Below are 12,337 nucleotides of genomic sequence, written 5' to 3' on the forward strand. Positions count from 1 at the left end.
CCCCCCCCCCCCCCCCCCCCGCGTCATGTCCTGGTACTTTGTTCCAGCATCTGGACTCGGTCTGTGCGGCCAGCCATGATGAAGGGAGGCGCGGAGGGCTGGATCGTCAACCCCAGTTTGCGAGTGGCACCCGCAGTGGAGGCGCGGTGACATGACACGCGAATCGGTGCCGGCGGAGCAGACGAAGGCAGCATCTTCGCTTGAGCCCAGTGAAGCTTTCCTGGCCGAATACTTTGCCCAGGTGCCCCCGGAGGATCTGAGGAGCTATAGTCCCGAGACGCTCCGTGCGCGGGCCGGGCACCACCTGAAACTGGCGTCGTCGCGCGCGCCCGGGCAAGCCGCCGTCGGGATCTTGACCGAATTGGATGCGAGCATCGTCGCAGTCGTGACGGACGACATCCCGTATCTGGTCCACTCCGTCACGGCGGAGCTCACCCGCGACGACACGTCCATCAATCTGCTGGTTCATCCCAGCTTTAGGGTGCTTCGCGACCCGGTGTCCCACGAGCTACTGGAAGTCCGCCTTGGAACGTCCATGGAGGGCGAAACCCCTCCGGAGGCCGGGGAAACCGAGGTCTGGATTGCCGCGGAGATCGGCAGGCTGCCCGATGCGGCTGCCGTGAGGCGACTGACGGACAACCTGCAGAGAGTGCTGGATGATGTCCGGGTTGCCACCCGAGACGGATCCGCCATCCGTGGCAAGCTCGCCGAAGCCGTCGCCTCGGTGGACGGGTTCCCGCGCGATGTGGCGCCGCCACCGAAACAGCTCAGGGAATTGCTCCTCTGGCTCGACGACGGAAACTTCCTTTTTCTCGGTTACACCGAAGGCGAACTCACGACGGCGGGTGGCCAGGACCTGCTCGTCGAACGGCAAGGCGCCGCGCTGGGTCTGCTGAGGCGGCCAAAGGGGGACGCCGCCGGAGGCGTCGGGCCAGGCGTGCCGGGTATCCACGGCTCCCAAGCACTCGCCCTTTCCACCTCGGAGGTCAGGTCCACAGTCCTGAGGCACTCGTACCTGGACGAAGTTCGCGTGAAAATGTTCGATCGGGCCGGCCGCACCACCGGCGAACGACGCTTCTTGGGCTTGTTCACGGCCGGTGCCGCTCACCAGTCGGTCCGCCGGATTCCGGTTCTCAGGGAGAAGGTCCAGGCAGTCAGCGAAAGGCTGGGGTTTACGCCCCGATCGCTACAGGCCAGGGAATTGATGGCCGTCCTGGAGACCTTTCCGAGGGACGAACTGTTCCACATCGAAGCGGATGACCTCGCGCGCCTGGCGGGCGAAATTCTTCGTACCGAGGTGCTGCAGCGGATCCGCGTGTTCCTTCGTCCGGACAGCTTTGGACGGTTCGTGTCCGCGCTCGTCTTCTTCCCGCGCCGCCGCTACAGCACGGCGGTCCGGCTATTGATGGAAGATGAACTCAAGCGGGCGTTCGGGGCGGACTCTGTAGACTTCGAGGTCCGTCTGACCGAGTCACCCGTGGCCCGGGTGTTCTTCCGGATCCATGTAGGTGCCGCGCCCGACGCTCCGGCGTCCAGCACCACCGTCGTCGACCCTTCCCAACTGGAGCGGCGCCTGATCGCCGCTACCCGCTCATGGTCGGACGGACTCGACGACGCGATCCGCGACCGCTTCCCGGCGGCGGAGGCCGCACGGCTCGCCGGGCTCTGGTCTGACGCGTTTCCTCCCGCTTATCGTGCCGTCTACGAGGCGGAGGCCGCGGTCGGGGACATCATCAATTTCGAGGCGTTCGACCTCGACAGCGCAGGCGGCAGGCCGTTCGGGGATCCCCTGCTCACGGTATACATCAGGACGGGTGCGCCGAGCACCCTCGTGGAGGACGCCCGGATCCGCCTTTACCTGACAAGGCCCAGGAGCCTGACGCAGATCCTGCCCTTCCTGCATAACCTCGGGCTCGAAGTGCTGGACCAGCGGCCTTTCGAGCTTCGGCGGGGCGGCCAGGAGCTGTTTCTTTACGACCTCGGCGTGAAGTTTCCTGGCAGCGTTGACCCCGAGGGAACCAGCGGACTGCTCGCGGATGCCTTCACGGCCGCCATGCGAGGGGACATCGAATCCGACCGGATCGATGCACTCGTCATCCGGGAACGGCTTGCGTGGCGGCAGGCCGCAATCCTGAGAAGTTACGCGAAATACCTCCAGCAGCTGGGGACCACCAACTCGTACGGATTCATCGCGGACACGCTGATCAGCAACGTCCGGGCAACACGCGCGCTCCTTGCCCTGTTCCAAGCGAAGTTCGATCCCGGGCTGGACGAGCCTGACCGCGGCAGGAACACCGCGGGCGCGAAAAAGGAGTTGCTCGCCGCGATCGACGACATCCCTGTCCTCGACGCAGACCGGCTGCTGCGCACGTTCATGAACCTCGTCGAAGCCACAACGCGGACCAACTACTTCCAGGGCAAGGCCCACCTGAGCTTCAAACTGGATCCTGCCGCGATTGCAGGCGCCCCGTTTCCGCGGCCGAAGTACGAGATCTGGGTGTATTCACCGCGGGTGGAAGGCGTCCATCTGCGTTTCGGAACCCTGGCACGCGGTGGTTTGCGCTGGTCTGACCGAAGCGAGGATTTCCGGACCGAGGTCCTGGGACTGGTCAAGGCACAAAATGTGAAGAACTCCGTCATTGTGCCCACAGGAGCAAAAGGAGGCTTCTATCCAAAGCGATTGCCGGACCCTGCCATGGACCGCGAGGCCTGGCTCGCCGAAGGCCTGGAATGCTACAAGATCTTCATCAAAGGCATGCTGGACCTCACCGACAACCTGCTCACCACGGCGGACGGGGAAACGGTGGTGCCCCCGGGCGGCGTGGTGCGCCACGACGGCGATGACTACTACTTGGTGGTTGCAGCTGACAAGGGCACAGCGTCATTTTCAGACGCGGCCAATTCCGTGGCCCGGGACTACGGCTTCTGGCTCGGCGACGCCTTCGCTTCCGGGGGATCCGTGGGATATGACCACAAGCAGATGGGCATCACGGCCCGCGGCGCGTGGGAATCCGCGAAACACCATTTCAGCGAGCTCGGCATGGATTCACAAGGCGAAGACTTCACCGTGGCCGGCATCGGAGACATGAGCGGCGACGTCTTCGGAAACGCAATGCTCCTCTCCCCGCACATCCGACTGGTGGCGGCATTCGACCACCGGGACATCTTCCTTGACCCGAGCCCCGACGCGGCAACGTCCTTCGAGGAACGCAAGCGCCTCTTCGGTCTTCCCCGTTCGTCCTGGGCCGACTACGATCCTTCACTCATCAGCAAAGGCGGGGGTGTCCACTCCCGCCGGGCCAAAGCCATCGGGATCACGGAACAGGTCCGGACCGCCCTCGGCCTGGATCCAGGGACGGCCTCACTGCCACCCCACGCCCTGATGCAGGCCATTCTTAGGGCGCCCATGGACCTGCTCTACAACGGTGGCATCGGAACATACGTCAAAGCCTCCACCGAAGGCCAAACGCAGGTGGGGGACAAAGCCAACGACGCCATCAGGGTCAATGGCAACGAACTCAGGGCCCGGATCGTGGCCGAGGGCGGGAACCTGGGCGTCACGCAGCGCGGCCGAATAGAGGCGGCACTCGCCGGTGTCCTTCTCAACACCGATGCGATAGACAATTCGGCCGGCGTGGACTGTTCGGACCACGAGGTCAACATCAAGATCTTCGTTGACCGGATGATTGCGGCAGGGAAAATGGGGCCCGAGGAACGAGCGGGCTTCCTGCATTCCCTGACCGACGAAGTAAGCCGCCTGGTCCTGGCAAACAACATGGACCAGAACGTCCTCCTTTTCAATGACCGGCACCTGGCGCTGGAGTTGGGTCCCGGCTTTGAGCGGATCATGGACTGGCTGGAGAACGCAGCGGACCTGGACCGCGGCCTGGAGGCCCTGCCGAGCACGGAACAACTCCAGGACAGGCTGCGGGCAGGCACTGGGCTGACCTCTCCGGAGCTGTCGGTGCTCGCCGCCTACGCGAAGATCGAGCTGGCGAGGGAGCTCACCGCAAGCGACCTCGCCGACGATCCCTGGTTCAAGCGGGTCCTCCGTGGCTATTTTCCCCGCCAGTTCTCCGAGCGCTTTGATGCCGAACTGGACTCCCACCCGTTACGTCGGCAGATCATCTGCACGGTGGTGGCCAACGACATGATCAACCTTGGAGGGATCACGTTCGCCTTCCGCGCCATCGAGGAGACCACGGCCACCGCGGCGGCAGTCGCCAGGGCTTTCGTGGTTGTCCGCGAGGGTTATGAGCTGCAGCGCTTCGTGGACAGGATCGCCAGCCTGCCTCCCGGGTTTCCCAGCGAACACGCCGCCGCGGTGGCCCTTCCACTGCGCAGGCTCCTTGACCGTGCAACCCGCTGGTACGTGACGCATGACCATCGGGACCAACCCGTCGCGGAAGCCCTAAGGAGGATCGGGCCGACCGTGGATCTGCTGCGGACCCGGACCACGGAATTCCTGCGCGGCTCGGACCTTGACCGCGCCGAGCAACGGTTGGCGCATTGGAACGACGTCGGGATGCCGGGTGACCTGGGGCGGCGCGCCTCCGATTTGCTGGAGAGCTTTTCCCTCCTGGACATCTCGCTGGTGGCGGAGCAGGTGGATGAACCCCTCACTACGATTGCCGATATGTACCACACGGTCATTCATTGGATCGGCGTGGGAACGCTGTTGCTGCGCATCACTGACCTGCCGCGGCAAAGCCGGTGGGAAGCCCTGGCTCGGGCAGCCCTCCGCGACGACGCCTATTCCGCCGTCGTCGACATCACGATTTCCGTCATGCGGACGACCCGGGCGAGCGGGGCCTCCGGCGCCTCTGCCGTGGACCGCATTGTGGAGTGGGAGAGCGGACGCCAGGAGCAGCTGGGAAGGATCAAGGACACCTTCGTGGAGGTCACCAAACCCGGGCAAGTAGACCTCGCGTCGATCTCCGTGGCCCTGAAACTCCTGCGAACGCTGGCGAAGCGCTAGCCGTTTTGAACCTTGAACCCTCGGGATCGTCGCACAAGACGCTTTTTGGGCTACGGGATGCGAATCCTCTAAGGTTGGTGCCCGATGGCAGCTTTTAATAGAACGTCCGATCAGCCTGGATCCGCGTCGCCGCGTGGGCCTGTCTTCGTCGACGCCTCAGGCCGACGCCTGCGGAGGCTCAAGCTTATTGGGCTCGGAGCCCTTGTGCTCGCAGGAGGCTATGTCATCCTCCTGCTGGTTGCGTTCATGGGAGGGCCCAACGTTGCGGCGCCGTTCCTACCTTTGCCGGCCGCAGTGAAGCCCTTGGCGCCACCGGCCGCTCCGGCAGCCCGTGGTCTTCCGTCATCCCCATCGACTCCGCCTTCCAACGCGGATGGGCTCCCGACCGGCGAGGGCCGATTGCCTGCGCCTTCGACGCCGGCCGCTTTCGGTGTTCCGGTGACTTCTCCTTCGCCCGCTGCTGTGGCACAACCGATCAACGGTGCGGCCGCGCAGCACGCTGCCTCGTTTGCGCCGGTTGCGTCCTCTGAGCCGAGCACGTCGCCGACGGGTCCGGGCAAGAGCGGGTCAGCTCCGGGCCAGGCCACGCGGCCGTCCACGCCGACGCACCCGTGAGTGCGCGCCGCCTGAGCAAGCGCACTGCTCCGGTCAGTGTCAGGGCGCACTGGTTCATCCTTCTGGCCGTCCTGTTGGCACTGGGTGTCGCACTCGTCGTGCAGGGGTACGTGCATCACCTCGCCGGGATCGCCGATGACTCGGTGCCCGGGGGTGGCTCCGCGAGTACCGTCCCGGACGCGGTCTCGCACGGTGGGCCGGTGGTTGATTCCCGCGGCGGCTCCGTTCGAACCGTCGGTCCGCCGGACCGCACGCTCGCGCTGACGTTCGACGACGGTCCGGACCCGGTCTGGACTCCCCGGATCCTTGACGTCCTCCGCAAGCACCATGTCCATGCCACGTTTTTCGTGGTCGGTTCAGCTGCCATCGACAATCCCGACCTCGTGCGCCGCATCCTTGCGGACGGCAACGAGATCGGGGTGCACACGTTGACACATGCGGACCTTGGGAGCGCCCCGGCTTGGCGCCAGCAGCTTGAGGTCCAGGGTGACCAGCAAGTGATTGCCGGCATCACGGGCCGTGCCTCGACGCTCCTGCGTCCGCCGTACAGCTCCGAGAACGACGCCGTCCGGGACGGCACGTGGGCGGCGATGCGCACCGCTGCGGACCGGGGTTATCTCACTGTGCTCACCACCCAGGACAGTGAGGACTGGCAGCGGCCCGGAGTCGCCGCCGTCGAGAAGAACCTCACCCCTTCAGGCCCGCAGGGCCAGGTGCTCCTCATGCACGACGGCGGCGGAGACAGGGAGCAGACGGTCACGGCGCTCGACTCCGTCCTCACCAAGGTCGCGGATCAAGGCTTCCGGGTCACGACGGCGGGCGACGCCGTCGGGATCGCAAGCATGCGCGATGCCTCGGTGGGAGAGCAGATCAGCGGAAACGCGTTGGTGTGGGGAATACGGCTCAGCGATTTCTTCATCGCCGCCATCTCCTGGGCGCTCGTTGCGGCCGGAGTCGTGACAGTGGTCCGGGCCGTGCTCGTGGTGGTGTGCGCAGCGCGCCACCGGAGAGCGGCGCGCCGGTCCCTTGCGACGGGCCGCAGCCGACGCCGGGTGGACGTGCCGGTCCGGCCCGAGGTCACGGAGCCGGTCAGCGTCATCGTCCCCGCGTACAACGAGGCCGCCGGCATCGAAGCCGCAGTCCGGTCTATCGCCACATCAAGCCATCCGGTGGAGATCATTGTGGTTGACGACGGGTCGACCGATGACACCGCGGACATCGTCGAAAAGCTCGGCTTGCCGGGTGTTATGTTGATCCGGAAAGAGAACGGCGGCAAACCCTCCGCGTTGAATGCCGGGCTTGCAGCCGCCGGCCACGATCTCGTGGTGATGGTCGACGGTGATACCGTCTTCGAACCGGAAACGGTTCACGCCCTCATTCAGCCCTTCGCCGACCCTCGAGTGGGCGCAATTTCAGGGAACACCAAGGTTGCCAACCGTGGAGGGATCCTCGGAGCCTGGCAGCACATCGAATACGTCGTCGGCTTCAACCTGGACCGCAGGTTGTTCGACATCGCCGAGTGCATGCCGACCGTTCCAGGGGCTATCGGTGCCTTCCGCCGCGATGCCCTGTTCCGGGTTGGCGGAGTCAGCGACGACACGCTCGCTGAAGACACGGACCTGACCATGGCACTGTGCCGCGATGGCTGGCGGGTCGTGTACCAGGACGATGCGAGGGCCTGGACCGAAGCTCCCGCGAGCCTTGGCGCGCTTTGGAAACAGCGATACCGCTGGTGCTATGGCACGCTTCAGGCCATGTGGAAGCACCGGGGCGCGGTGGTGCAGGGCGGGCAGGCTGGAAAACTCGGCCGGCGCGGGCTCGGCTATCTGCTCGTCCTCCAGGTGCTGCTGCCGCTGTTCGCTCCAGTAGTGGACGTCTTCGCCATCTACGGCCTGGTCTTCCTTGATCCGGTCCGGATCGCCGCGCTCTGGCTTGTCTTCCTCCTGGTGCAATTCCTGATGGCGGCCTATGCGTTCCGGCTCGACAATGAGTCGCTTCGTCCACTGTGGACCCTTCCGCTTCAGCAGTTCGTCTATCGGCAGCTCATGTATCTCGTCGTCATCCAGTCGGTAGTCACGGCCTTGGCCGGCGTGCACCTGCGGTGGCACCGAATGGAGAGGTATGGAAGCCTGCGCGTGCCGCCGGCTTCGCAGGGCCAAGCGTAGCCACGGAGAGTGCCGGCGCGGACTGTCCCTAACCCCTAGCGCGCAGCTCCCGCCGAAGGATCTTTCCTGACGCCGACTTGGGAATCACCTCGACGAACTCCACCGATCGCACGCGCTTGAACGGAGCCACCCGCCCGGCGACGAACTCCATGACCTCCCCGTCCCCGAGCTCGGCCCCCGCCTGCCGGACGACGAACGCCTTCGGCACCTCTTCGCCGTCGTCCGCGTGGGTGCCGATGACCGCGGCGTCCGCAATCCGCGGGTGGGTGAGCAGGAGCGCTTCGAGCTCGGCGGGCGCAATCTGGTAGCCCTTGTACTTGATCAGTTCCTTGAGTCGATCGACGATCGTCACGACGCCGTCAGCCGTAACGGTCGCTATGTCGCCGGTGCGGAGGAAGCCATCCGGATCGATAGTCGCCGCTGTTGCGTCGGGCCGGTTCAGGTAGCCGAGCATGACCTGCGGGCCGCGGACAAGGAGCTGCCCGGGGGCGCTCGGTCCTTCGGCCGGGATGTCGATTTCTTCGTCCGTGGCGGGGTCGAGGAGCTTGCACTCGGTGTTCGGCACGGCGTAACCCACCGAGTCGAGCGGGACGTTCTCGGCGCCGTCGCGCGGGATGGCGTGGGAGACTGGGCTCAGCTCGGTCATGCCATAGCCCTGGAGCATCGTGCATCCGAGGCGCTTCGCAACAGCGTGTCCCAGTTCGCCATCGAGGGGAGCTGCTCCTGAAAGCACGACGCGCACGGACGAGAGATCGTATTGGTCCACCAGCGGATGCTTCGCCAGTGCGACGGCGATGGGCGGAGCGATGAAGAGGTACGTGCAGCGGTGGTCCTGGGTGATGCGGAGGAACTCGGCGAGGTCGAACTTCGGCATCGTGACGAGCCGGGCCCGCTCGCCGAGGGCCAGATTGAGCAGCACTGTCAGGCCGTAGATGTGGAAGAACGGCAGGACGGCGAGCAGCACGTCGTCGGGAGTCACGCGGAAGAAGGCACTGGACTGCGCGACGTTCGCCACGAGGTTGTACTGGCTCAACAGGACGCCCTTCGGTGTGCCGCTCGTGCCCGAGGAGTAGGGCACGACGGCGGCGGCATGCGGATCGACGCTCAGCGTGGGCGCGGGAAGGCCGGCGTCGATGATGTCCGCGAGCGAGGGATGACCCGCGGCCGAGGCGAGGTCGCCGCCGTCGAGCACCACGAGGCGCTCCGCCGGAATGCCGGCGGCCTGGGCGGCGGCCGCCGCGCGTTCCAGGAAGGGCGAGACGGTGAAGAGCCAGGAGGCGCCGGCGTCGCTGAGCTGGCTGCCGACTTCATCGGCGGTATACAGCGCGTTGACCGTGGTGACGACGGCGCCCGCGCGGAGGACCCCGTGGAAGACGACCGCGAACGCGGGCACGTTGGGGCAGAAGAGGCCCACGGTGGTCCCGGGGCCGGCCCCGTGGCCCGCGAGCCAGCCTGCGGTCGCGTCGATTCGGCTGACGAGTTGCCGGTAGCTCATTTCCGCGCCGGACGTGCCGTCCACGAGTGCGATCCGGTCAAGGTCCTCGCCGCTCAGCCCACCGAACAGATACTCATAGATCGTGACTTCGGGGATCTCGACATCAGCGTACGGGCTGGTGAACATTGCGGCTCCTTCAGCGCACGACGGCGGGAGTCGCCGTCGTGCGTCCATTACACCCGGCGGCGCGGGGCCGGGACAAGGGGCGCCGCGGCGGGATGGCCTGCAGCTTCCGGCTTCACGCCTCGTCTAAACCGGTGCGGGATGGTCGACCAGGGCAGGAGTATGCCAGGGTCGGGTGCGATCCCTTTGGGGGAGGGGACTGTGGTGCCGCGGCGGTGCGGGAAGCGGTGGCATCGCGGTGGGACCGGCTTGCCGAGCAACGGGGACCGGAGGCGTGGGCGCTGGTCCGCGTAGTGGGACTTCGGGGCAGAGATCGGTGATCAGGCCCATTCCTGCGTATTCGCGGACGTCACTGATGCCGCTCACTGCGGCGCGCTTGTCGGGAAAGGACTTGGAGACGGCTACCACCGTTCCGTCCGGCGCCTTGAGCCTGAATCTGAAGCTCGTGTCCTCGTCGATGAAGAGTTCAAACATCCCGGTCATGCATATCCTCCTGAACAGCGGGCGGCGCGTGGCGCCCGGTAGGTCTCGCCGGGACCGGGGCGCGACGTTGCGCCCCGGTCTTTCAGCCGGCAAATGGATCATCTGACTCACAGTGCGTGGTGCTCGCCACACGGTGTAGTTAACCAAAATACGGTGAAGAACCCTGGCTGGCTAGTGCAATGGACGGCCCAATGGTCACCGTTGCTCGAGGATCCGGTGCGCGGCGTCCTGGGCCGCCAATGCCCTGTCATCTACAATTTGGCCGGGCAAGTGGCCGGCGGCGGCGATGGCCCGCCGCAATTCCGCCACGGTACGAGGGGTGCCCACGCCCCGGTGCGCCATCGCGTGGCAGTTGGCACACAACGGGACGAGGTCCGCGATCGGGTCCAGCCGGTAGTCGCTGCCAAGCTGTGAAACCGGAACCACGTGATGGACGTGGATGTAGTCTTTGCCGATGTCGCCGTAGCTTACTTCGAAGGAGAAGGTGCATGCGGCACAGGACGTTCCGTGGAAAGCCAGGCAGATGCGGCGGGCTTCAGGGTCCCGCTCGTAGCGGTTCGTTTCAATGCGGCTGACGGCTCCTTCCGGGTAGGTCCCCGGAACAGTCTGGAACGGCTCGGACGCCGCTGGGCCGTGCTCCCGCCACACGCGCTGAAGAGCAGGTTCTGACGATGACGGAATAGACCGCCCCGAACCGCGGAAGCGATTCCAGGCCACGTCCGGCACCTCCCTGGAGAGGACACTCGACGGGATCTGGCCGCCGAGGGGGAGCAAGGCATCGAAGGCCACGCTCACGTACCGCGCAATACCCTTCGGCTCGGTGCTTTGTGGCACTTCGTAGCTTTCGGACATCACGACGCTGTGTCCGATCAGCCCGCGTCCGTGGGGTCCTCCGCCTTGCAGGAGAAGCCATGCTTGGTTGCCCGGCTGGATCTTCCGGTGTTGCCCGACGTTCCACCGCTCCAGGAATTGACCGGTTTCGGCGACCTGCTCGATCACAGCCTCGTAGTTCCAGTCGTTCCAAAGCCGTGGATTCCATCCCAGGATGATGGCTGCCATGGCTGCTCCTCCCTGCGTGCCGGTGAATCTATGCGAGCCGGGTCCGGACGATTTCGCTGACGGCCTTGCCGTCGAAGCGGCCGGCGACCTTTGCTGTGACGGGCTTCATCACGGCGCCCATCTGCTTGATCGTGGGTTCCTGGCCGCTGGCCTTCAATGCGGCGATTGCCTCGTCGACGATGCCCTCGACTTCGGCGAGCGTCAGCATTTCGGGCAGGTACGCCTCTATCACTTCTGCTTCGGCGATTTCCGCCGCGGCGCGCTCGGCCTCGCCGGCCTCCGTGTAAATGCGGGCAGTGTCCCTGCGCTTGGCGGCTTCCTTCTGCAGCAGGGCCGTCACCTGGGTGTCGTCCAGCTCGATGGGTGTCTTTCCGGACTTCTCGCGCGTCTCGATTTCGCCCAGGACGTTACGGACCGTCGTGAGCGCAGTTTTGTTGCGGTCCTTCATGTGGACAACGACGTCGGCGTGCAGGCGTTGCTTCAGGGTGCTCATGGTAATTCCCTCTACTTGGTGGTTGTTTTCATTCTTCACGGTCTTGACCGTCCGCGCGGAAGAGCCATGCAGGCGGCTGGACCGTTATCTAAAATTCTGCGTCCGGCGATCCCCCACGAAGGCCCTCAGCGACGTAGCATCAAGGTAGGCGGCTGCCAGGAGTGTGGCGAAATGTTTGAGAGATTTACGGACCGTGCCCGTCGCGTTGTTGTGCTTGCCCAAGAAGAGGCACGCATGCTCAACCATAACTACATTGGTACTGAACACATCCTGTTGGGACTGATCCAGGAGGGTGAGGGGGTCGCCGCCAAGGCGCTTGAGTCGATGAGCATTTCGCTCGATGGCGTCCGCGAGCAGGTGCAGGAGATCATCGGCCAGGGCCGCCAGGCCCCCTCCGGGCACATCCCCTTTACGCCGCGCGCCAAGAAGGTGCTTGAGCTCGCCCTCCGGGAAGCCTTGCAGCTCGGCCACAACTACATCGGTACAGAGCACATCCTGCTCGGCCTCATCCGCGAGGGTGAAGGTGTTGCCGCGCAGGTCCTGGTCAAGCTTGGTGCCGACCTCGGTCGGGTCCGCCAGCAGGTCATCCATTTGCTCTCCGGCTATGAGGGCAAGGACCCCAGCGGGATGGTCGCCGGACCGAGCCAGGCCGAGGTTGCTCCCGCCGGTTCGGTGGTGCTGGACCAGTTCGGCCGCAACCTTACCCAGGCCGCGCGGGAGAACAAGCTTGATCCTGTGATCGGCCGCGAGCTGGAGATGGAACGCGTCATGCAGGTCCTCTCCCGCCGTACCAAGAACAACCCCGTGCTGATCGGCGAGCCGGGCGTCGGCAAGACGGCCGTCGTCGAGGGCCTTGCCCAGGCGATCGTCCGCGGAGACGTCCCGGAGACCATCAAGGACAAGCAGCTCTACACGCTTGACCTCGG

The 12,337-nt window shown here is 65.5% G+C and carries 8 protein-coding genes; 4 read left to right on the top strand and 4 right to left on the bottom strand.

Going from position 1 to position 12,337, the window contains the following annotated elements; all coding sequences use genetic code 11:
- Nucleotides 1–151 precede the first annotated feature (151 nt).
- From AC3WJU_RS20885 to AC3WJU_RS20895, 3 genes are all read left to right on the top strand, one after another.
- Nucleotides 152–4,978, top strand: coding sequence for an NAD-glutamate dehydrogenase (locus tag AC3WJU_RS20885; protein WP_492260741.1), 4,827 nt, complete (start codon nucleotides 152–154; stop codon nucleotides 4,976–4,978).
- Nucleotides 4,979–5,062: 84 nt separating this feature from the next.
- Nucleotides 5,063–5,593, top strand: coding sequence for a hypothetical protein (locus AC3WJU_RS20890; protein WP_492260742.1), 531 nt, complete (start codon nucleotides 5,063–5,065; stop codon nucleotides 5,591–5,593).
- Complete coding sequence (locus AC3WJU_RS20895) at nucleotides 5,590–7,758, top strand: bifunctional polysaccharide deacetylase/glycosyltransferase family 2 protein (RefSeq protein WP_492260743.1); 2,169 nt, start codon at nucleotides 5,590–5,592, stop codon at nucleotides 7,756–7,758. The genes AC3WJU_RS20890 and AC3WJU_RS20895 overlap by 4 nt, the downstream gene beginning before the upstream one ends.
- A gap of 28 nt (nucleotides 7,759–7,786) precedes the next feature.
- On the opposite strand, the gene AC3WJU_RS20900 is transcribed toward AC3WJU_RS20895, so the two are convergent.
- From AC3WJU_RS20900 to AC3WJU_RS20915, 4 genes are all read right to left on the bottom strand, one after another.
- The gene (locus AC3WJU_RS20900; protein ID WP_492260744.1) at nucleotides 7,787–9,379 is read right to left on the bottom strand and encodes an AMP-binding protein; all 1,593 of its coding nucleotides are present in this window, start codon (nucleotides 9,377–9,379) and stop codon (nucleotides 7,787–7,789) included.
- 123 nt (nucleotides 9,380–9,502) lie between these two features.
- Entirely contained in the window at nucleotides 9,503–9,859 is a 357-nt protein-coding gene (locus AC3WJU_RS20905) for a YegP family protein (RefSeq protein ID WP_284989094.1), read from the bottom strand.
- 195 nt (nucleotides 9,860–10,054) lie between these two features.
- Nucleotides 10,055–10,918, bottom strand: a complete 864-nt coding sequence (locus AC3WJU_RS20910) for an HNH endonuclease (protein WP_307053404.1) — start codon at nucleotides 10,916–10,918, stop codon at nucleotides 10,055–10,057.
- 28 nt (nucleotides 10,919–10,946) lie between these two features.
- Nucleotides 10,947–11,411 (bottom strand): GatB/YqeY domain-containing protein, encoded by a 465-nt coding sequence (locus AC3WJU_RS20915; RefSeq protein WP_059389947.1) that lies wholly within the window; start codon nucleotides 11,409–11,411, stop codon nucleotides 10,947–10,949.
- A gap of 171 nt (nucleotides 11,412–11,582) precedes the next feature.
- On the opposite strand from AC3WJU_RS20915, the gene AC3WJU_RS20920 reads away from it, so the two are divergent.
- Nucleotides 11,583–12,337 (top strand): Clp protease N-terminal domain-containing protein (locus tag AC3WJU_RS20920; RefSeq protein WP_492260745.1); only part of this gene is annotated, 755 nt, incomplete at its 3' end.

It is taken from the genome of Arthrobacter sp. FW306-1B-F12A (genome assembly GCF_058781865.1).